Origin of the sequence: Streptomyces sp. V4I2, from assembly GCF_030817655.1 — a bacterium.
GTDB classification, from domain to species: domain Bacteria; phylum Actinomycetota; class Actinomycetes; order Streptomycetales; family Streptomycetaceae; genus Streptomyces; species Streptomyces plumbiresistens.
The window spans coordinates 869,539-890,104 of the sequence record NZ_JAUSZM010000003.1; the positions used below are offsets into that span (position 1 = coordinate 869,539).

Annotated in this window: 22 protein-coding genes and 2 pseudogenes; 7 read left to right on the forward strand and 17 right to left on the reverse strand. The window is 68.4% G+C overall.

Annotation, left to right across the window (positions count from 1 at the left end):
- The first annotated feature begins 15 nt into the window (after positions 1-15).
- Entirely contained in the window at positions 16-615 is a 600-nt protein-coding gene (locus QFZ76_RS04885) for a DNA polymerase ligase N-terminal domain-containing protein (protein ID WP_307672518.1), read from the forward strand.
- Between the two features lie 50 nt (positions 616-665).
- On the opposite strand, the pseudogene QFZ76_RS04890 reads toward QFZ76_RS04885, so the two are convergent.
- The 3 genes and pseudogenes from QFZ76_RS04890 to QFZ76_RS04900 form a co-directional block, all read right to left on the reverse strand.
- A pseudogene (locus QFZ76_RS04890) lies at positions 666-3,001 on the reverse strand (SpoIIE family protein phosphatase).
- 88 nt (positions 3,002-3,089) lie between these two features.
- The gene (locus QFZ76_RS04895; RefSeq protein WP_307672519.1) at positions 3,090-3,557 is read right to left on the reverse strand and encodes a peroxiredoxin; all 468 of its coding nucleotides are present in this window, start codon (positions 3,555-3,557) and stop codon (positions 3,090-3,092) included.
- Entirely contained in the window at positions 3,554-3,934 is a 381-nt protein-coding gene (locus QFZ76_RS04900) for a DoxX family protein (protein ID WP_266446094.1), read from the reverse strand. The genes QFZ76_RS04895 and QFZ76_RS04900 overlap by 4 nt, the downstream gene beginning before the upstream one ends.
- Before the next feature lie 174 nt (positions 3,935-4,108).
- Between QFZ76_RS04900 and QFZ76_RS04905 the strand changes: the two genes are divergently transcribed.
- Entirely contained in the window at positions 4,109-5,446 is a 1,338-nt protein-coding gene (locus QFZ76_RS04905) for a recombinase family protein (RefSeq protein ID WP_307672520.1), read from the forward strand.
- Positions 5,447-5,601: 155 nt separating this feature from the next.
- Here QFZ76_RS04905 and QFZ76_RS04910 read toward each other — a convergent pair whose 3' ends face one another.
- From QFZ76_RS04910 to QFZ76_RS04920, 3 genes are all read right to left on the reverse strand, one after another.
- The gene (locus tag QFZ76_RS04910) at positions 5,602-6,837 is read right to left on the reverse strand and encodes an IS701 family transposase (RefSeq protein WP_307679931.1); all 1,236 of its coding nucleotides are present in this window, start codon (positions 6,835-6,837) and stop codon (positions 5,602-5,604) included.
- A gap of 368 nt (positions 6,838-7,205) precedes the next feature.
- Positions 7,206-7,631, reverse strand: coding sequence for a TIGR03618 family F420-dependent PPOX class oxidoreductase (locus tag QFZ76_RS04915; RefSeq protein ID WP_307672521.1), 426 nt, complete (start codon positions 7,629-7,631; stop codon positions 7,206-7,208).
- A gap of 51 nt (positions 7,632-7,682) precedes the next feature.
- Complete coding sequence (locus QFZ76_RS04920) at positions 7,683-8,009, reverse strand: multidrug efflux SMR transporter (RefSeq protein ID WP_307672522.1); 327 nt, start codon at positions 8,007-8,009, stop codon at positions 7,683-7,685.
- A 75-nt stretch (positions 8,010-8,084) separates the two neighbouring features.
- On the opposite strand from QFZ76_RS04920, the gene QFZ76_RS04925 reads away from it, so the two are divergent.
- The 3 genes from QFZ76_RS04925 (at position 8,085) to QFZ76_RS04935 (ending at position 9,847) form a co-directional block, all read left to right on the forward strand.
- Complete coding sequence (locus tag QFZ76_RS04925; protein ID WP_307672523.1) at positions 8,085-8,651, forward strand: TetR/AcrR family transcriptional regulator; 567 nt, start codon at positions 8,085-8,087, stop codon at positions 8,649-8,651.
- A 407-nt stretch (positions 8,652-9,058) separates the two neighbouring features.
- Positions 9,059-9,244: a transposase gene (locus QFZ76_RS04930; RefSeq protein ID WP_307672524.1), complete on the forward strand. Its 186-nt coding sequence runs from the start codon at positions 9,059-9,061 to the stop codon at positions 9,242-9,244.
- Between the two features lie 177 nt (positions 9,245-9,421).
- Entirely contained in the window at positions 9,422-9,847 is a 426-nt protein-coding gene (locus tag QFZ76_RS04935) for a hypothetical protein (RefSeq protein ID WP_307672525.1), read from the forward strand.
- A gap of 193 nt (positions 9,848-10,040) precedes the next feature.
- Here QFZ76_RS04935 and QFZ76_RS04940 read toward each other — a convergent pair whose 3' ends face one another.
- The 5 genes and pseudogenes from QFZ76_RS04940 to QFZ76_RS04960 form a co-directional block, all read right to left on the reverse strand.
- The gene (locus QFZ76_RS04940; protein WP_307672526.1) at positions 10,041-10,256 is read right to left on the reverse strand and encodes a hypothetical protein; all 216 of its coding nucleotides are present in this window, start codon (positions 10,254-10,256) and stop codon (positions 10,041-10,043) included.
- A gap of 310 nt (positions 10,257-10,566) precedes the next feature.
- The gene (locus QFZ76_RS04945; protein WP_373464499.1) at positions 10,567-11,973 is read right to left on the reverse strand and encodes a replication initiator; all 1,407 of its coding nucleotides are present in this window, start codon (positions 11,971-11,973) and stop codon (positions 10,567-10,569) included.
- A 238-nt stretch (positions 11,974-12,211) separates the two neighbouring features.
- Positions 12,212-12,409, reverse strand: a complete 198-nt coding sequence (locus QFZ76_RS04950) for a hypothetical protein (protein ID WP_307672527.1) — start codon at positions 12,407-12,409, stop codon at positions 12,212-12,214.
- Positions 12,406-13,278: pseudogene (locus QFZ76_RS04955) on the reverse strand (FtsK/SpoIIIE domain-containing protein); the annotation flags it as partial. The pseudogene QFZ76_RS04955 and the gene QFZ76_RS04950, both read right to left, overlap by 4 nt.
- Positions 13,279-13,329: 51 nt before the next feature.
- Complete coding sequence (locus QFZ76_RS04960) at positions 13,330-14,139, reverse strand: leucine-rich repeat domain-containing protein (protein ID WP_307672528.1); 810 nt, start codon at positions 14,137-14,139, stop codon at positions 13,330-13,332.
- Positions 14,140-14,523: 384 nt separating this feature from the next.
- Between QFZ76_RS04960 and QFZ76_RS04965 the strand changes: the two genes are divergently transcribed.
- A complete protein-coding gene (locus QFZ76_RS04965; protein ID WP_307672529.1) occupies positions 14,524-15,210 on the forward strand; it encodes a maleylpyruvate isomerase family mycothiol-dependent enzyme in 687 nt (228 codons plus the stop codon).
- 350 nt (positions 15,211-15,560) lie between these two features.
- On the opposite strand, the gene QFZ76_RS04970 is transcribed toward QFZ76_RS04965, so the two are convergent.
- From QFZ76_RS04970 to QFZ76_RS04990, 5 genes are all read right to left on the reverse strand, one after another.
- Complete coding sequence (locus QFZ76_RS04970; protein ID WP_307672530.1) at positions 15,561-16,541, reverse strand: caspase family protein; 981 nt, start codon at positions 16,539-16,541, stop codon at positions 15,561-15,563.
- Positions 16,541-16,885 (reverse strand): hypothetical protein, encoded by a 345-nt coding sequence (locus QFZ76_RS04975; RefSeq protein WP_307672531.1) that lies wholly within the window; start codon positions 16,883-16,885, stop codon positions 16,541-16,543. Before QFZ76_RS04975 ends, QFZ76_RS04970 begins: the two co-directional genes overlap by 1 nt.
- Before the next feature lie 495 nt (positions 16,886-17,380).
- A complete protein-coding gene (locus QFZ76_RS04980) occupies positions 17,381-17,902 on the reverse strand; it encodes a MarR family winged helix-turn-helix transcriptional regulator (RefSeq protein WP_307672532.1) in 522 nt (173 codons plus the stop codon).
- 82 nt (positions 17,903-17,984) lie between these two features.
- A complete protein-coding gene (locus QFZ76_RS04985; RefSeq protein WP_307672533.1) occupies positions 17,985-18,779 on the reverse strand; it encodes an SAM-dependent methyltransferase in 795 nt (264 codons plus the stop codon).
- 94 nt (positions 18,780-18,873) lie between these two features.
- Complete coding sequence (locus QFZ76_RS04990) at positions 18,874-19,023, reverse strand: hypothetical protein (RefSeq protein WP_307672534.1); 150 nt, start codon at positions 19,021-19,023, stop codon at positions 18,874-18,876.
- Positions 19,024-19,091: 68 nt separating this feature from the next.
- On the opposite strand from QFZ76_RS04990, the gene QFZ76_RS04995 reads away from it, so the two are divergent.
- Complete coding sequence (locus tag QFZ76_RS04995) at positions 19,092-19,835, forward strand: YncE family protein (protein WP_373464264.1); 744 nt, start codon at positions 19,092-19,094, stop codon at positions 19,833-19,835.
- A 51-nt stretch (positions 19,836-19,886) separates the two neighbouring features.
- Here QFZ76_RS04995 and QFZ76_RS05000 read toward each other — a convergent pair whose 3' ends face one another.
- A complete protein-coding gene (locus QFZ76_RS05000) occupies positions 19,887-20,564 on the reverse strand; it encodes an SDR family oxidoreductase (RefSeq protein ID WP_307672535.1) in 678 nt (225 codons plus the stop codon).
- Positions 20,565-20,566 lie beyond the last annotated feature (2 nt).

The window sequence follows — 20,566 nt, forward strand, 5'->3', positions numbered from 1 at the left end:
GGGAAGGAGCCGACGGTGGGCGAGCGCGACCGGCTGCGGGACTACCACGGCAAACGGGACTTCGGCCGGACCGCCGAGCCACGCGGGCGACAGGCCTCGTCCGGCGAGGAGCCCCGCTTCGTCGTGCAGATCCATGACGCGAGGACCCTGCACTTCGACTTCCGGCTCCAGGTGGACGACGTACTGAAGTCCTGGTCGGTCCCGAAGGGCCCCTCCGCCGACCCGAAGGACAAGCGGCTCGCCGTGCCCACCGAGGATCACCCGCTGGAGTACGAGGAGTTCGAGGGCGTGATCCCGCGGGGCGAGTACGGCGGCGGCACGGTCATCGTCTGGGACCACGGCACGTACGAGCCGCTGAGCCACGACCGGAAGGGCCGGCCCGTCGACTTCGGGGAGTCGCTGGAGCACGGGCACGCGATGTTCCGGCTGCACGGTGCGAAGCTGCACGGCACGTACGCCCTGACCCGGTTCCGGGGCGACGACGAGTCCTGGCTGCTGGTGAAGAAGGCCGAGGGGCGCGCCCAGGGGCACGGCACGCCGGATCCGCGCCGGGCCCGTTCCGTGCGCTCCGGCCGCACGCTCGCCCAGGTCGGCGCCGAGGACCGGGAGGACTGAGCCGCTCGCGAGACTCACTGCCTTTCGAGTGATCAGTGCCTTTCGACTGATCACTCCGGAGTCAGTGTCTGCTCGGCCCAGATGGTCTTGCCGCTGCCGGTCTGCCGGCTGCCCCAGCGCTGGGTGAGCTGCGCGACCAGGAGCAGTCCGCGGCCCCCTTCGTCGAAGGCGTGGGCGCGGCGCAGGTGCGGGGAGGTGGAACTGCCGTCGGAGACCTCGCAGATGAGGGTGCGGTCGCGGATCAGCCGTAGCTGGATGGGCGGTTCGCCGTAGCGGATCGCGTTGGTGACCAGTTCGCTGACGACGAGTTCGGTGACGAAGGCGGCCTCGTCCAGTCCCCACTCGGTGAGTTGCTCGGTGGCGGCCTGCCGGGTCGCGGCCACGTGGGCCGGGTCCGGCGTCACGTCCCAGGTGGCGACCTGGTCCGCGCCCAGCGCCCGGGTGCGGGCCAGCAGCAGGGCCACGTCGTCGCCGGGCTCCTCCGGGAGTACGGCCTTCAGCACGGTGTCGCACAGGGCGTCGAGGGTCTCGGTGCGGGCGGTCAGGGCGCGGCACAGTTCGTCGATGGCGTGGTCGATGTCGCGGTCCCGGTCCTCGATGAGCCCGTCGGTGTAGAGGGCGACGACCGAGCCTTCGGGCAGTTCCACTTCGCTGGCCTCGAAGGGCAGGCCGCCGACACCGAGCGGGGGACCCGCGGCCACGGGGATGAGCTGTGTGGTGCCGTCGGGCAGCACGAGGGCCGGCGGGGGGTGTGGCCGGCGGCGGCAACGGTGAGACGGCGGGAGACGGGGTCGTAGACGGCGTAGAGGCAGGTGGCCCCAAGTTCCGCGGCCTCCTCGTCGGTGTCGTCGGACGCGAGGTGGGTGACGAGGTCGTCGAGGTGGGTGAGGAGTTCGTCGGGCGGCAGGTCGACGTCGGCGAGGGTGCGGACGGCGGTGCACAGGCGTCCCATGGTCGCCGAGGAGGGGATGCCGTGGCCGACGACGTCGCCGACGACCAGGGCGACCCGGCTGCCGGAGAGCGGGATCACGTCGAACCAGTCGCCGCCGATGCCGGCGATCGACCCGGAGGGCAGATAGCGGTGGGCCACCTCGACCGCGGCCTGGCCGGGCAGGCCGCGGGGCAGCAGGCTGTGCTGGAGGGCCAGGGCCATGGTGCGTTCGCGGGCGAAGCGGCGGGCGTTGTCGATGCAGACCGCGGCGCGGCTGGCGAGTTCCTCGGCGAGGACGGCGTCGTCGTCTCCGTAGTCGTCCACGTTGGCGATCCGGACGCCGACGGCGACGCCCAGCGTGGTGCCGCGGGCGCGCAGCGGCACCGCCATCATCGAGTGGACCCCTCTGCGCTGGGGGCGGCCGGCGGGGGCCCGCGCGTTGCGTTCGGCGACCCACCGCATGAAGTCCGGTTCGCCGGCCTGGCTGAGGACCGCCCTCCCCTGCCTCAGCGCCCGCGCGGGCGGCGAGTACGCGGGATAGATGTCCGCCCCGCCCAGACGTACGGCGGCCTCCGGTGTGCCCTCGGTGGCGGAGCCGTGCGCGATGCGGCGCAGAACGAGGTCGCCGGTGAGCATCGTGGGCGGTTCGTCCGCCCCGAGGACCCATTCCAGGAGATCCACGCTGGCGAAGTCGGCGTAGCGCGGGACGAGGAGTTCCACCAGTTCCTCGGCGGTGCGCACCACGTCCAGGGTGGTGCCGATGGCGGCCGACGCCTCGTTCAGCAGCGCGAGGCGCTGCCGGGCCCAGTACTGGTCACTGCTGTCCAGCGCCGCCAGGGCGACTCCGGTCACCTCGCCCGAGGCGTCCCGCACCGGCCACATCTCGATGTTCCAGGCGTGCTCCCGGTTGAGGGCGGGCGCGCCGGTGAAGCTCTCGTAGTGGACCGGCCGGCCCGTCTCGGCGACCTGGCGCAGATTGCTGTGGAAGCCCCGGCTGTGCTCGGCGTCCTCCACGGTCTCCGGGAAGGGTCTGCCGAGCAGGACGTCCTCGGACACGCCCATCACCCGGCAGGCCGTGTCGTTGAGGCGCAGATAGTGCTGCCGGGTGTCGAAGACCGACATGGACACGGACGCCTGCTGGAACGCCTGCCCGGCGAGCGTCGTCTCGCCGGGCGGGTCGGCGGTGATCACGTAACCGTTCGCCGTGCCGTCACCGCCGAGCACGGGGTGTGCCGTCAGGTGGAGCGGGACGGGGGAACCGTCCCGGTGTCTCAGTACGACGGTGCCGGTCAGGGCCGCCACGGCCCGGTCCGGGGGGTCCTCGGCGAGCAGCTCCCGTGCCGCGCGTCCCACGATCTCCTCGGCCGGGTGTCCCGTCAGGCGCCGGGCACCGTCGCTCCACCCCGTCACGATGCCTCGGGCATCGGTGGTCGCCGCAGCGGAGGCGTGCTCCATATCGTCCAGGATGGTCCCTTTGCGGCACGGCATCAACCGTGGTGCGGCCTTTGGGTCCCCGTCCGTGCGGCCTTTGGGGTCCCGTCCGTCAGGCGCGGTGGGCGCGGAGCGCGTCGAGGGCCCGGTCGGCGTGGGTGTTCATCCGCAGTTCGCTGCGGACGACCTCCAGGAGCGTCCGGTCCTCGGCTATGACGAAGGTGATCCGCTTGGTGGGTGCCAGGGAGAAGCCCCGCTTCACCCCGAACAGCTCCCGGACCGTCCCGTCCGGGTCGGACAGCAGGGGCATGCCGAGGTTGTGCTGTCCGGCGAACTCCTGCTGGCGTTCGACGGCGTCGCCGCTTATGCCGACGGGCCGGGCGCCGACGGCGGCGAACTCGGCGGCCAGGTCACGGAAGTGGCAGGCCTCCGCGGTGCAGCCGGGGGTGAGGGCGGCGGGGTAGAAGAACAGCACGACGGGACCGTCGGCGAGCAGGTCGGTCAGACTGCGCGGCGTGCCGGTCTCGTCCGGCAGCGTGAAGTCCTCGATCTTGTCGCCGATCTCCACACGCTTGCTCATGACCGGGCCTCCGCGCTCTGCGCGACGCTGCGGGCCCACAGGACGAGGGGCACCTGGAGCGGCAGCCGTCCGATGGCGGCGGCTTTCAAAGGGGCGGGGCGGTGTCGCCAGTCCACGGCCATCTTGATGTTGGCGGGGAACACGCCGACGAAGAACGCGGCGGTGGCCCGTGCGGCCGCCCGCCGGGTGCGCGGTGCGGCGATCCCGGCGGCCAGCGCCAGTTCGGCGACTCCGCTGGCGTACGTCCAGGTCCGGGGCGTGCCCGGCAGGCTGCTCGGAACGGTCGCGTCGAACGAGCGCGGCGCGGCGAAGTGGGCGACACCCGCGGCGGCCAACAGGCCGGCGAGTAGCAGGGGCGAGCGTTCGGACCGTGACACGGTTTCTCCTCTGGTGACCTGCCGCGCGATATTACTGGACGGTAGAGGTGTGTGGGCCCGCCGCCCCCTGCTGTCTCCTCGAGGGCGACTCCCTTCGAGGGCGCGCCGGGAGGGTCGCGCGCATCGCCGCGCCTTCGGACGGGGTTGTCATACCCGGCTCATACAGTGTTTGTCATGAGCCGATCAGAGTTACCCAAGGCCGCCATCACCCCCGGCGAGCCCGCGGTTATCTACTGCCGGATCTCTCACACCAGGGACGAGGATCAGACCGGCGTCGACCGACAGGAACGCATCTGCCGGGAGATCGCCGAACGCCTCCAGCTCCGTGTCGAGCCGACGCACATCTACGTCGACAACAACCGCTCGGCATGGCAGCGCGACCGGAAGCGCCCCGGTTGGGAAGCGATGCTGAGGGCGATGGGGGCCGGAGAGATCCGGCACGTCATCGTCTACCACCCCGACCGTCTCATGCGGCAGCCCAAGGATCTCGAAGAGCTGCTCTCCATCGCCGACGACAAGCGCGTCCTGCTCCATGGCGAGGCGAACCGCCGCGATCTCTCGGACCCCGATGACCGCTTCATCCTCCGCATCGAGGTCGCGCACGCGTGCCGCTCCTCCGACGACACGTCCCGCCGCCTCAAGGACGCGCTGAAGGACCACGCCCGCGAAGGTCGGCCACACGTGGGTAACCGACCGTACGGCTACACCCGAGACGGCCACGCGATCGTCGAGGAAGAGGCGGAGATCGTCCGTGAGGTGTACCGCCGCTACCTGGACGGGGAGTCGCCGCACGTCATAGCTCAAGACCTCGTCGCCCGGGGCATCCCCACGTCGAAGGGGAAAGCGTGGAACCCCGAGAACGTTCGGCATCTGCTGGCGTCCCACTTCGTGGCCGGGCTGCGGTTCCACCTGGGCGAAGAAGTGGCCGTCGGGGCATGGTCCGCAATCATCGATCGGGGGCAGTGGGACGAGGTCCAGCGGCTCCGGGAGTACCGCGCCCAGCAGCACCAGGACACGAAGAAGCGCCCTGCTCGGAACTACCTCCTACGCGGAGTCGCCACCTGCTCGTGCGGCGCACGCATGGGCGGCACGAACAGCGGCCGGTACGCCTACTACCGCTGCACCCGCTCCGACAACACCGACCAGCAGAAGTGCAACCGCTCCGTCTCGGCCGGGCCGTTGGAGGACTTCGTGCGGGACGTCGCGATCACGGTGCTGACCAAATTGGACACCTCTGGCTACGAACCCGCCGCGACCACACGCCCCGAGGCCGATGTCATGGCGGACGAGATGGACCGGGCCAAGCTGAACGAGCTGAAGGAAATGTGGCTCAACGACGACGACTTCACGACCGCCGACTTCCAGGCCATGCGCACACCGATCGTCAAGCGGATGAAGGAGCGGCAGCGGAAGACCGTCAACGACCTGTCGCTGTCCTGGAAGGGATCGCCGGCCCAGACGCCGAAGCCAACTGGGAGAGACTGGAGAAGGAGCAGAACTACGCACGCATGAACGCGATCTACCGCTTCCTATTCGCCGCCATGGTCGTCTGCCCCCCGACGAGGAAGGGCCGGGGGTTCGACACCGACCGAGTGGACATCAAGCCGAACCCGCTGGACTAATCGGCTCCCCGCGGCCGCTAGTACTCCAGCTGTAGATCGTGATCTTCATGGGTGATGGGTGGCCTGCCGTTCGTAGTGGCAGGCCCGGGACCGGGCCTGATGGCGTCGTCGCCAGTCGGACCAGCCGAGGCGATGTGCGGCTGGTGGGACGGCGGTGATGAGTGCGGTGAACAGGTGCTGGATCTCGTTGCAGGTCAACGGGATCAACCCGTCCGGGGCCGGATGGCGGCCGCGTTCGTGGGCGGTGGTCGCGGCCAGAAAGGCATGGGCGAGCATCGTGAGGGTGACCCAGCGGTGCCAGGACGTCCAACGCCTGACCTGGTGTTCGTCCAGCCCGGCCAGGCCCTTGGCGGTCTGGAACGTCTCCTCGACGGTCCATCTGCGCCCGGCCACCCGCACCAGCGTGGTCAGCGGAACAGGGTCGGCCGAGTAGCAGCGGTAGAAGGCGAGTTCGCCGCTGCTACGGTTGCGGCGAACGAGCAGATAGCGATGACCGGGACGGTCGTCGGCGACGTCGGCCAGGGCCCAGTCGTAGAAGCGGTGCCCCTTGGCGCCGGCGCCTGCGGAGAGCTTCTGCCAGGCTCGTTTCGGCAGCTTCTTGACCAGGGCATCGGCCCGTACCTTGCCCGCCCGGGTGGCGATCCGGTGATCGCAGGCGACCGCGAGGACGTAGCCGACCTGGCGGTCTTCCAGCGCGCCCCGCAGTTGCGGATTGCCTCCGTAGACCTCGTCAGCGGCCACCCAGGGCGCCTGGATCCCGGCATCCAGGGTCCGGTTGATCATGCGTGCGGCGAGTTGAGGCTTCGTGGCGAAGCCGACCTCCTCGGGGATCCCGGCCAGCCGGCAGCGGGTCGCATCCTGCGTCCACGAGCGCGGCACATACAGTTCCCGGTCGATCGCCGCGTGGCCGCGCGGGCTGGAATAGGCGAGGTAGACGGCGACCTGGCTGTTCTCGATGCGTCCGGCGGTGCCGGTGTACTGGCGTTGCACGCCCACCGTGGCCGTGCCCTTCTTCAGGTCCCCGGTCTCATCGACCACCAACACGGCGTCTTTGTCGTGCAGTTCCTCGACGACGAAGCCGCGCAGGTCGTCACGGACCGCGTCGGCATCCCACTTCGCCCTCGACAGGAGATGCTGCAGGCCGTGCGGGGTCGCATCCCCGGCGTGCTCGGCCAGCGTCCAGCAATTCTTGCGTGGCAGGTCCGACAGGAGCCCGAGCACGAACTCCCGTGCCCGCCGCCGCGGTTCCACCCGGGCAAACCGCCCCGCAATACGGCCCATCAGGACCTCGAACGTGTCCTGCCAGCGGGCAGGATCTATGCTGTGACCTGCGGCCACCTTCTGATCTTCTGTCTTCACACACCGATGATCACCGGTGGCCGTAGCCGTTCCAGGACCGGCTCCGACCAGCAAGATCACGATCTAAGCTGGAATTCCAGGAGCTTGATGCGGTCCGTGGCGGCGGCCTTCGATTCCACGGACTGGGCTTGCCTGTAGCCCGGGGACCACCTACGCACCGCCGTCGGTCGACTCAGAACCGGCCCGGGCGGTTCAGGATCTTGTAGCAGGTGAACGCGCTGGCCAGGGTGAGCAGAGCCGTCATCGTCGTCTCGCGAACGCGGAGCTTTCTGGTCCTCGCTCATAAGGCCTCAGCCTCCGGCCGACCAGGACACGATGTGGTCTGGGATGATCGTGACGATGGTGCGTAGGTCCGACCAGCGGGCAACGTAGCCCTCAACGTCCTCGGGGGCGAGGTAGCGGCGGGCGATCGCCCGAGCCTGCTCGACCGTGGCGGCGTCATTTGCAGTCGCGACGGTCGCGCCTCCGCGCATCATGACTGCTGGGTAGGGCTCCTCGAAGGTCTGGACGGAGAAAGCAAGCCTCGGGTCACGCAGCAGGTTGCGCACCCAGACGCGTGTTTCGGTCGTCCAGATCGTCACGGCGCCTGAGTCCCACCGAAACCAGACCGGGATGACGTGTGGTGATCCGTCACGACGCAAGGTTGCAATGACACCAAGTGGGGTGGGGAAGGTCTGGGCGAGGAATGCTTCCAGTTCCGCTTCGCTCATGCTCATGATCTCGTACCTCTCAGGAGTCCAGGCTTGCTGTCTCGACACGTGCCCGTCTCAGTGCGCCTCGTGCAGGTTCAGGACCGCGACGCCGACGATGATCATCGCGATCCCTGCGACCTTGGCCAGGTCGAGGCGCTCTTGGAGGAACAGCACGCCGATGACCGCAATGCCGGCGGTGCCGAGGCCCGACCAGATCGCGTAGGCGACCGAAACCGGGATGTTCTGGATCACCATGACCAGCAGCCAGTACGACAGTGCGTAGCCAAGTAGCACCAGCCCGGTCCAGAGGGGGTCGCGGAAGCTGTCGGTGCGTGGCAGCGATGCGGTCGCGGCGACCTCGACGCCGATGGCCGACAACAGCAGCACCCAGGCCAAACCCATGACGCACCTCTTGTGTAGCGACTGCTACGACTGTAGCAGTCGCTACAATCGGGCTCAACGGGACGAGGAGGCGTCATGGTCCGAAACACCGCGCGACGTGAGGAGCTGGCCGCGCTGGCGACCGACTACGTGCTCGACCACGGCCTGATCGGCCTGAGCCTGCGACCCCTCGCCGCAGCGATCGGCACCAGCGACCGGATGCTGCTCTACCACTTCGCAGGCAAGGACGACCTCGTCGCCACCGTGCTCCGGATTTCCAACGACCGGTCGGTCGAGGCCGTCCGGGCGCTGCCGCGGTCCCAGAGCGTGCGCACGGCGGTCCTGGACCTGTGGCGGGCCAGCACCTCGGACGAGTCCGACCACTGCCACCGGGTGTACGTCGAGGCCGCCGCCCTGGGTCTACTCGGGCGTGAGCCCTACGTGTCGGTTGTCCGCGAGGCCAACGAGCGCTGGGTGGAAGCCCTCGCCGACCATCTGGTCGCTGCGGGCTGCACGCGGGAACGGGCGGGGCGCGCGGTGGCGCTGCTGGACGCCGCGTTCATGGGCCTGCAGTTGGACCTGCCGCTCGATCCCCATGAGTCCCACCGCAAGCGCGTGGTCAGCGACCTGGCGGACGCGATCGCCGCATTCGCGGGAGGCTGACCAGCACTGGTGATATCCGTCCACAGCGGGTCCCGCCGACTGTGTGCCAAAGGCCCCCGTGGCCGCGGTCCGCCAGTCCGGGCCCTCGTCACGCCCGTCCTCGACGGGCCGCCGGCGCAGGGAGCCGATCCAGCCGTGTCGCACATCAGCTGGCGGACCCGTGTCGCACATCACCCGACGGAGCACAGCGATGTCTGGGTCGATGTGGTGAATCGCGTCTTCTCTCGGTCAAGCCCGGTCCCGGTCCCGGTCCCGGGTCTGCCACTACGAACGGCAGGCCACCCATCACCCATGAAGATCACGATCTACAGCTGGAGTACTAGTCACTCATACGTTCAAAAGGGAAGCCCCCACCGTGATGGTGAGGGCTTCCCAAGTTAACCTCGATCTTTCGTGACGGTCCGCCGATGTCCCAGGACATGCCGCCCCATGCCGAGAAGTTCCGCCTGGCGACCAGCCTGCTCGACCACCGTCAGGTGTCCGCACGGCAGTTGGCCCAGCTCTACCACCAACGCTGGGAGATCGAGAACGGCTTCGCCGAACTCAAAAACCGACTGCGAGGCGCCGGCTTCATCCTGCGCTCCGCTTCTTGAAAGCGCGAGGCTAGTGGGCATGGATGGCAATGTGTTGAACAAGACGCGGTTTCATCTGTTTAAGAACTCACGAAATGAAGGTTCAACTACAAGTGGATGACCCCGTTTGCAGGTGTGGCACCTCCGTAGCAGGATGGAAGTAACCCAAACCGCCGACTCGTTGAAAGGGGTAGTGGCATGGCTGTTCGCTCTCTCGTGGGCAGGGTTCGCTGCGACGGCAGGGATGCTGAGACCATCGGTTCGGACGAGTTCATACACGAGGAGCGGGTCGTGGATCACCTGCTCTTCACCGATCAAGCCGTAAACCTTCCCCAGCGTTTCACGTGGGGAGGCGAGTGCAGGGTGGAGGTTGACGTGAATGCCAAGCTCCTTGCCACTGGAGATGAAGCGATGGAGGTGTGGGGTGAGTGCCGGTTCTACGAGGGGGAGTCAACGAGCAGTAGCGATTTGGAGGACACCCAGCCATTCCGCTTCGTCGTTCCAAAGGCCACGGTCGGATCACAGCCCATCGTAAATGAAACACGGCTGGTCAACTCCGAGGTCGTCGGCCAGGACGATTGGGCCATCGTCCGTTTCGGCCTGAAGAACAGGTCTGCGGATTGACTGACTCGGGGTGCCGTCGTCCTGGACGCGGACACGGGGGTACAACCCGATAGCGCGCTTCACCTGGGAAGTGCCTCCGGCGGTGGCAGGAACAAGGGCCTCGACAATCCTCATTCTTGCTGGTCAGAGGCACTTTCTGCTTTCCTGACCACCTGCCGGGCTGCCGGACAGCCCGCTTCATGAAAGCGTGAGGTTAAGCAGCCTCGGTCTCGTCACTTCGCTGCGAGCCCGGCTTAGTCGGAGGTCGATCGGCATTGTTCTTCAGCTCCTCACGCACCTTGCGGAATGCACGAATGACGCGGATCAGGTCCGTGCTGAGAATGACCAACTGACCGCAGACGTACCGGAGGACCAGAAAGGCACCACCTACGAGGACGGTGATCGCCGAGACCCAGCCCACGGTGACCATGGAGGCTCACTCTCCACCCCGGCAGCTGTCAGCCAACGGCCGACGATCAAGCCACCCCGAGACTCCGTTACCGGAGCCCGCCCATCACAGGGATATGACTATGCGCGAAGGGGCACAGAGCGGGACGGACTTGGCGCAGTAAGCGAGTTGGCTCACAGCACTCTCCTCGTCAAGGGTGATACCGTTTATCCTTTCCGTGCAGGGCCGAGAAGCCGTGCGAGTCGCGTAGCGCTCTTCGGCCCTACCCGTGTGGGGAACTTGGCCGCCTGGCGCTCGACAGCCCGCGCCCACTGCTCGTTGTGCCGTCTCGTCACCGGGGCACCTCACGCTCTTCACGGGCGATCTCGCGGTTAGCGGCGAGGTCTTCGCCAAGTCCGGCGGCGATCAGTGCGGCACCGGGCGTGTGGCCGGAGCCGACGTAGCGCCAGTGGGCCTCCGTGATCGTATCGGGTATGTCGAGGTGGCCGACGTGGTGGGCGCGTTCGACGCGGAGTGCCGCGTACGTCGTCGAGTACGCGCGCGACTTGGTCAGGATGTGGCCCCGGTAGCCGAGCGTGTGGGCCCAGGTGCGCAGGTGCAAGGGCGCGTACTCGAGGAGCCCACCGAGGCGCCAGCAGGTGCGCATGAGGGCGCGAACGTGTGCGCTCACGGGTGCCGTGTCGACGTCTGCCCAGGTGGTGAGCCTGTGGTCGGTGCCGGAGCCTGTCTCGTCCGCCCCTTTGGTGACGTACTTGGCGACGTAAGCCGCTACGGCGTCATCGTCGGGCCCGTCGCCGTCCGCACGTAGCTGCCGGACGTCGATCTGAGCGCCCCAGCGCAGCACCAGCTCGCCCACGGCAGGGCTGTACAAAGTGCGGACCAGGACCCGACCGGCCGAAGCACGCACGGCATCGGTGAGCCGGTCGGCAGTACCCCAGGCCGGTGGGTCATCAGCCGGTCCGTCCGGGCCGTCGAGCCGGACGACGGCGTGCACGTGGACGGCCGCCCGCTTCTGGTACTCGGCGACGCGGGCGAAGGACAACCGCGTGTGCTGGGCGAAGCGGGACTGCACGATGCCTGCCGAGGTGGCGAGGCGGCGTCTGACGTCGATGACGAAGCGATCCCACAGTTGGGAGACGTGTGCGTGCCACAGCACGTGGCCGGTGTAGTCGTAGCAGTCCGGGCAGAGCGGTTGGCCAACGAGGGAGTCAGCCGGGCCGTGAACGGCGCCGCAGCCGAGGGATCGGCCGTGCTCACACGTGCCGCCACCGCGGCGAGGCCGGCACAGTTCCCCAGTCCTGTGGACCGGCCCGAAGGACGGGGCAGTGAGGGTGACGAACAGGCGGGGCCGGGTACGCCCGGTGGCGGGGACGTTCTTGCCGCCGAGGAGGCCCGCGCGGACGAGGTGGAAGGTGTCTCCCGCGTGGAGCCGGGAGCAGGCCGGGCAGATGGTTGCGCGGCGGTTGCTGCAGCGGATCAGGAGGCGTTCGCCGGGTTCGGTGCGGGTGTCGTAGTGGCGAAGGATCTCGCCGGTTGCACCGTCCAGGATGGTGGTGGAGCCGGTCAGGTGGACGGGGTGGGAGCAGCCGCCGGTTGCGGTGATCTGCTCCAGCCAGCGGCGGAATTTGGGGTCTTGGGCGATGCGGATTGCGTCGCGGTCTGCTTCGGGGAGCTGACGCAGGCGCGCCGCGCGGTCGAGGGCGGCGCGCCGGTCAGCCGGGGTGAACTCCGGGGTGATGGTGGTGACCTTCCGGGGTGGGCCGCCGTAGCGGCACGGATGGTTGGTGGTGCGCCGGTGGTCATGGGGACCACGTCCTTCCTGATCAGGTGTGGTGCGGTGGGTTCATCGGATGGTGCCGGCGCCCCGGCAGACGCGGCAGCGCCGCAGCCGTCCGGTCCAGGTCCTCCGGGCTCCGTCGCCCTTGCAGTGCGGGCACCTCACGCGAGGCATAGGCATTGCGTCGTGTCCTTTCTGCTCAGGTGTGGGAGAAGCCGCTGATGACCCAGGTGACGAGCCCGTGGACGGTGTAGATCACGGGGGTCTGGCCGAGGTAGACGCCGAAAAGGCCGACGCAGACGGCTTCCCAGGCGCGTACGTCGCGGGAGCGGACGAGGAGGACGGTGATGATCCCGAAGATCACCGCGAACGTGAACGCCGTTCCTTCGCTGATCACTTGACGTCTCCTTCCAGCACCGCAAGGGCGCGGTCTATGGCGGGCAGTTCCGGGGTCAGGGCGGAGTGCTTCCGGGACGTCGCCACGGCCTCATCCGTCGGCGTCAGATGCGAGCGGGCACGGCTCCAGCCGCCGTCCGGGCCGGTGCACACGGCCACGCCCCGTTCCTCCGCCGTGATCGCCTGCGCGACCGCGACGGCGTCCTTGTTGAGGTCGCCCAACGTCATCTCGGCGGTGCCGGGGTCGTTGACGCGGTGGCAGATCCGGCCGCCGAGCTGTGCGCGCAGGGCGGTGACGCCGGGGCCAAGGTCGGAGCCGACCCGTTGCCCGGCGACGACCAGGTGCAGGCCGAGGGCGGCACCGAGCTGCGCAAGCCGCAGCAGCAGCGTGGAGCACTGTTCCGCTTCCGCCTTGCCCTCACGGGTGCCATCGGACAGGTACAGCTCAGCGATCTCGTCGACCAGGACGACGACCGGCACCGGTCGCAGCTTGTCCGGCAGCTCCCAGATCGAGCGGACCCCCGCCGCCCGGCACGCGCTCATCCGGTCCTGCATGTCGACCACCAGAGCCGCCAGCACCGCGACCGCTTCGCGCCGGCACGTGGCCAGCGCGCTCAACCGTCCGGAGAACAGGCCGAGTTCCATGCCGCCCTTGCAGTCGATGCCGACCAGGGCGACCGGTTGCGGGGCGAGTTGGGTGATGAGCCGGGCCAGCAGGGTGGACTTGCCCGAGCGGGTACCCCCGGCGATCAGCCAGTGCGGGACCAGCCGCAGGTTCATCACACACGCGCCCCCGGTCTCCAGCGCGCCGATCAGCGCCGACAGCAACTCGGTCGGTGCCGTGGCTAAGCCGGGCCGCTGAAGCGGATCAGCACGTGGCTGTGGCCGTTTCTTTGGCGAACAGCGAGCGAGGTGTTCGGCTCAGTCCCAGTCGGACGTCGGCTGATCGACTCGGCCGCCCTTGTGTGGTGTAGGGATGTAGTCGCGAGCACCGCCGGGCAGCGCGGCGACACACGCCGATGAGCAGGCGCTGACCAGCAGCGGCAATACATCAGTGGCCACGCGCAGTGAGATCCACACCTGATGGAATCCGTGCTGTTCGATCGGGCGGTCGCAGACGCTGCAACTGCGGATGGCGGTGGCTCCCCAGCGCCGGGGATCCAGGTTTCCCAGATCGATGTCCGCGACGGAGTCCGGGGAAGGCTGCAGACGCGGGAACGGCGGTCGCATCTTGTAGTTGCCGAACAACGCGCGCGTGCTCACAGTGCTACGGGTCAGCTTCCGGCATCGGGTGATCTCGTAGGGGAACCAGTGCAGCCGGTAGGAGGTGTAGGGGGTGAACTCCTCCAGGTTCGTCATGGCCCCGATCTCGGGCGGGATCCGGACCAGGTTGCTGCCGTAGAGCACGAGGTGCTTGACCGCCGTCAGCGTGGCGATGCTCGGTGGCAGGGTGATGATCTGCCGTCGCTCTTCTGGGCTGAGTTCGGTCAGGGGGCGAAACTCCTCGCGCCTGTCGGCGGCGGCTTCGTCGATCAGCTCCAGCAGATGCTGCCAGCCCGGAGCGGAGGTGTCCTGTCGCTCGGCGTGAAATCCAACACGGGCTCGCGGACGCGGCCTGGACTGGTCGAAGCACGAGCAGATGTCCCTGTAGGACCCGCGCCGTCCTGGGGCCGGGTCCGACGTGTCGCCCCAGCGGTTCACAAAGAGCGCCGGCTCTCCCTGGTTCGTCATGGCGCCAAGATACGGAGGTTGTCGCAGGCCGTCTCAGCGATTATTCGGGCGAGAGCACAGACGACATCCGTCGCCGTGCTCGAACGTCTGGCTGGGGAAGCTGATGCTACTCATGGGGAATTGCGTGGCGTTCCGCACGCGCACCCGACGCGCCTGATCAGCCAACCGCGGCACCCACGGGTGAGCAATCCCGACGTGCCCCGAACACGGCTTCAACCTTGCTGAGGATTCATGGCGCAGGACGAGGCCGTGTGTACGGAATCACCTCAGCCAACTCCCTGACCAGCGACGTTATTACCGCATGAGCAAGGCTTGACCGACGTGCCCCTCTGAGCGCGTTCGAGACCTGCTGCTGCACCAGACCTGGCCGGGTAGCTTGATCGCATGGACCAGGGGCGGGTAGTTGATGCGTTTCGTATTGAGGCTGGGCAGCTCGCACGGGCCATGACCGGGGTCTCGGCGGCCGAGTGGCATCTGCCGACGCGGTGCACGCCGTGGACAGTGAGCGACTTGCTGGCCCATGTCCGAGTAGTGATTGCCTGGTTACCGGGCATGCTGGCCGCGCCGGCGCCGATCCGTGCCGAGGTCTCGGCAGTGGAGTACTACCGGCCCGACGACCGTTTCGCTCCGGATGCCAACGCAGCTCGGATCGCTCTGGCCCAGGATCATGCGGCCGATCAGCTCAGCGGTGCTGCGCTTGCCGAGGACTTCAACACCACCTGGCAGCAAGTGGATCAACTGTGCCAGGCCGAGCCGGAAGGTCGTGTAGTTCGCACCCGACACGGCGATCCGATGCTTCTGTCGGAGTTCCTGCTGACGCGGGTGGTTGAGGTAGCCGTGCACGGCCTGGACCTGGCCGACGCCCTGGGGCGCGAACCATGGCTGACTCCTCAGGCCGCAGATGTGGTGCAGGATCTTCTGCTAGGTGGCCCGGATGGGGCAGCGGCGCTGGGGAAGTTGGGCTGGGGACAGCTTCGCTTCCTACGTAAGGCGACGGGGCGCGAACCGATCACCAAGGAGGAAGCGTTGGAGGTCGACCGCCTGGACGGCCGATGGCTGACACTGGGTTAAACACATCCTGAGTTCCGCGCCCGACCTCGGTTCCCGGATGCGTTGCCAGGAGCACGGACGTCGAACAGCGCGGGTGAAACCTGCGCCCTGGCAGGACACACGCAATCCGAGCACCCGACGCGCCTTGATCAGCCAACCGGCGCACGCCTACGGGTGACCAATCCCGACGTGCGCCGGACACGCTTCAACCGCACTGAGGATTCCTGGCGCAGGCCGAGGCCAGGTGTACGGAATAGCCTCAGCCCCCCTGACCAGCGAAGTTGTTACTGTATGAGCACGGCTTGACTGACGCCTTCGTCTCCCTGGCCTGCGGCCTCACCTGCTGGCGACGCCTCAAGAAGCACCGATCATCATCCTTTAAAGAGAACCATGAGGATAGCGCTGACGACGGCGATGAATGTCCCCAGGGCAATGGCTACGTTTCTTACTTCCCTCCGACGCCGCGAAAGCGCCCGCCCTGCCGCTGCAGACGCGAAGGGCTTCTCGTTCAGGGGCTGCGGCGTCTTGGGGTCGGACGTCGTGGGCTGTGGTGCCGTGTGCTGGACAGCTGTGTCTTGCCGCGGCTCGTCGGTTCTCTCTTGTGGGGTTGCAGTCGCGGTCGCGGCCCAGCGATTGCGTGTCAAGGCAATGCTGTGTCCGGCGTTGCGGGCCCGCTGTTGCGGCTCCGGCCGTCCCTTCGCCTTCAACTCCCTGCGCACATGGCGGAACAGGGAGTCCATCTGCAGAGGGTCCGGCGCACCGGGGATGCCTTCTGACAGGGCCTTCACCAGTTCGCCAGAGAAGGCGGTGAACTCCTCGCCCTCCGGGGCCCAGGCGAGTTTGGTTTCGGACGACGCGGTCATCAGATAAGTACCGTCGGCGTCGGCCAGGTCCGCCAATTTGACTGCCGGATTCATGTATCCCTTCAGCGCGCGTCCGCTGTAGCAACAGTCCAGGATGACCACCCGGCTGAGCGCGGTACATGTGACGACTATTTCGTGTGGCAGCGAGTCATAGGGAACGGCCCGGTACAGCCGCTCATTGTCCGACCTCGGTAGCGCCAGATGCAGGTCGCCATTCAGCGACAGCAGCCCGTGGCCCGCGAAGTACACGACGAACGCCTCCTCCGCGGCGTTCGCCGCCTTATGCACTTCATCGAGCAGTTCCTCGTAGGACTCGGGGTTGCGCAACTCCACGCAGTGCTCTGCGGGCAGGCCCCATACCTCGGGATCCCTCAACAGCCCAGCGAGATGGCTGACGTTATTGCGCACCCCGGGCAGGTTCTCCAAGTGCTGGTAACGGTCCACTCCGATGACGACCGCACGGGATCTCGCAGGATTGGGCAAGTCCATCAGTCGTTCCTGGACCGCAGCAGCTCCACGATCTGGCGTACCGATTCGTCAGAACCGTCCCGTACCGTGACCGACACTCCATCAACCGTGATCGTCACCGCAGGAGCCGCGGGCCGTCCGGCGCGCCAAGCGGCGTAGGCCAGCGCGAAATTGGCTGCCGCGAAACCTTGGCTGAGGACCAGGTCAATGACCTCCAGAGCCCCCATGAAGCCGCCCGTCTGACGCGGTGGCCGCAGCCGCACCTCGGCATGGCGCCGAAGATCGTCGTCCTCCCGGAACCAGCGGTAGAGATCGGTGAGCGTCGTACCGCCGTCATCTTCGGCAACCTTGATCTGGACCTGCATGGCACTCCCCTGCGCTGCCTCTGCTACCGCGCCCACGATAGAGACTTCCGATCAGTCTCGCGGTGGCAACGGACTGGTTGCGTCGCGTAGTAGCGCGGCGTGTAGGGCGGGTGCGTCGGTCCGGGTCATGTTCGGACCGTTGCCCGACGGCTCGCGGGTCCGGGGCCGATGCTGTGAGGCCGACAATCAGAGGCAAAGCGAGCAGGACCATCAGACCGCCACGTGCCTGCCACGCTCTCGCTGGCCCCGTACTGGACCCCGACGACGACTGGGCCGACGAGCCGTCAAACTTACAAGATCGCGTTGCGGACTCTTGCGGGGGACCTCCATGGGACGGTTGATCAGTTGTAGACCGTGCCGAGGACGCATGGCGAGGGACTACGCCGGAGTGCACGGGGCGACCTCATCCAGCCGCCTGACCAGCCCAGCTATTACCGCATGAACAGTAGTTGACTGAGTCCTCGGGGACGGCGGCGATGCGGGGGACGGGCGTGCTCAGGCGGTGCCGGCCGGTGCCGTGGGTTGCCGCTCGGCTTCGTCGTCGACGGCGTGCGACAGGAAGTCGTCGACCATGCGGTGGAAGAGCGTGGCGAGCTCGCGCAGATCCTCGGACGCCCAGTCGGACAGCGCCAGCTGCATGCCGCGGGCGCCGGCCTCGCGGATGCGGTCGATGGCCTGCTGGCCGGTCTCGGTGAGCTGGATGCGCTGGGCGCGGCGGTCGTCGGGGTCGGGTACGCGGGTGACGTATCCGGATTTCTGCAGTTGCTGCACGGTGCGGGTGACGTGGGAGGCCTCCACGCCCAGCCGGGCGGCGAGCTCCCCGGGCCGCAGCGGCTCGGAGTCGGCGACCTGTCGCAGCAGGGCCACGGCAGCGCGGTCCAGGGGGACTTCGGCCAGGGCCATCAGCCGGTCGTGCTGCCGGGCACGCGTGCTCAGATAGGTGATGCGGGTGAGCGCCCGCTCGATCTCGATGACTTCCGGGGACGCGGGGACGTCGGGGAGCGGTGATGTGGACATGGGCTCCACTTTACCATCTTGTTGCGTAACTCAAGTAATTTACTGCCTGAGTTTCGGATGAGTACTGCACCTGTACTACGTCTCACGGCTTGCGGCCGACACCGCCGAAGTCGTCGACCTCCGGGATGTCGGTTCCGGCGGCCGGTCCCGGGCGCCAGCGGGTGACCGAGACCACACCCGGTTCGAGCAGCTCCAGACCGTCGAAGAAGCGGGCCAGCTGCTCCGGGCTGCGGTTGATCCGCGGGTTGTCCCCCGCCTCGTTCCACTGCTCGATCATGGTGCGCATCGCCTCCGGATCGATGACCTCGGTGTCGTCGCAGAGCACGAGGTGGCTCCCGGACGGCAGTGCGTCCACCAGGCGGCCCACGAGGTCGTACGCGGCGTCGTCGACGATGTGGGCCGTGATCCCCAGCAGCACGAGCGCGATCGGCTCGCCGAAGTCCAGCGTCTCGGCAGCCCGCCGCAGGATCGTTTGCGGGTCCCGGAGGTCGGCGTCGATGTACGCCGTCGCGCCCTCGGGCGCGCTGGTGAGCAGGGCCTCGGCGTGGGCCAGCACGATGGGGTCGTTGTCGACGTAGACGATCCGCGTCTCGGGGGCGATCCGCTGCGCCACCTCATGGGTGTTGTCGGCGGTGGGCAGTCCGGTGCCGACGTCCAGGAACTGGCGTATGCCGGCCTCGCGGACGAGGTGCTCCACCGTGCGCACCAGGAACGCCCGCTGGGCCCGGGCGATGTGGAGGATCTGCGGATTGGCCGCGACGATCTGGTCGCCGACCTGCCGGTCGATCTCGTAGCAGTCCTTGCCGCCCAGCCAGTAGTTCCATATCCGGGCGGAGTGCGGCACGCTGCTGTCGATGAGCGGGACGTCAAGTGGCATGGAAACTCCCCGAGTTGATCTGGCGTGCTGCCACCCCACCGCCTGGGGGGCGGGTCCGTCAAGCGCCGGAGGGACACCGCCCACGAGACGTTCCCTACACCCGGTCCGCCTTGCGCTCCGCCCGCAGCAGCCACGCCAGATACGCGCCGCCGCCCACGCCCGTGACCACGCCGACCAGCAGCAGGGCGGAGCCGGTGACGCGCTGGGTGAGCAGATCGGCCGCGGACACCAGCAGGGCGCCCATCCACGCGGCCGGCAGGACAGGTCGAGGCGACCTACGCCCCGCCGGTCACCGACACCACCACCGGCGCCGTGGAGGCCGTCTACGGTGTCGCCGTCGACGACGAGCACAACACCATGTGGACGACGAACACCCGCAACAACACCGTCGCCGTCTACAGCCGGCGCACCGGCGAGCACCTCGCCACGCTGCCGGACGTGAACCACGCCCGCGACATCCGCGTCGACGAGAAGCACAACACGGTGTGGGCGAGCGGTTTCGGCGACGGCACGCTCGTCGCGTACGACAGCCGGACCTTCAAGGAGAAGGAGCGGATCACCATCGAGGGCGCGGGACCGGCGGGCCTCGCCGTCGACGAGCGCACCGGCACGGTCTACGCCGCCGACCTGTCCAACGACCGGATCATCGAGGTCTCCCCCGGCTCCGCGACCCCCCGGTTCGTCCCGGCCGGTGACGGCGCGATCGCGGTCGCCCTCTCCGAGAACGGCCGCACCGCGTACACCGCCGACCAGACGGCCGGCACGATGTCCGTGGTGGACCTGCGCACCGGCACCGTCACCAGGTCGGTGGTGACCTGTGCGGGCGCCCTGTCCGTGGCCGCGGACGACCGCTCCGGAGACGTCCTGGTCGTCAACCGCACGGCCGCCAATGTCACCGTCGTCGACCCGCGCACGGGCACGGTCGAGGAAACCGTCCCCACCGGCGCCAACCCGAACCATCTGGAGTCGGTGGACGGCACCGCCTACGTCGTCGACAAGTCCGGCGCCGGCGCGGCCGGCGAGAACCAGGTGACGCGGGTCCGTATCGGCCGCTGACCGGGGTGGGATGCCGGCGGCCCGCCGGTCGCCGGCACCCCCCTGAGGCCCTCAGTGCCGACGTACCCAGGCGCTCTGCCCGCCGTCGACCACCAGGTCGGTGCCCGTGACGTACCGCGCCTCCGGCCCCGCGAGGAACGCCACCACGTCGGCGATCTCCGCGGGTGTCGCGGCGCGGTCGGCACCGCAGTCGTCGAGCATCTTCCGCAGGTGCTCCCCGTACACCGAGTCGGCCTCGGCCGTCGTCATCGCCGTGACGACGGCGCCCGGGCTGACCGAGTTCACCCGGGCGCCGCGCAGGTTCCAGGCGAGCGCGGCAGCCTGGACCCGTACCTGGACGGCCCGGTTGGAGACGATGTACGCGGGCACGGCGTCGTCCCCGGCCGCGGCGACGACGTCCAGGTCGAGGAGTTCCTCGGTCGGCGTCGTCGCCAGGGCGGACTCGTCCTCCTCGGACAGGGTGGCGTAGTGGCCGGCGACGCCCGCGATGCACACCAGGGACGTGCCCCGGGTGGCGACGGCCTCGAAGCAGTCGATCACATGGGCGGTACCGACCATGTTGACCTCGAAGTTGGTCCGCGCGGAGGCGATCGCGGCGCAGGCGCCCGCGGTGTGCACGACGGCCGCCAGCGGCCCTTCACCGGCGGCGGTCTCGGCGAGCTTCCGTACCGACGCGCGGTCGCACACGTCGATCACCACGCCCTGCGCCTCGTACCCTTCGGCGCGCAAGG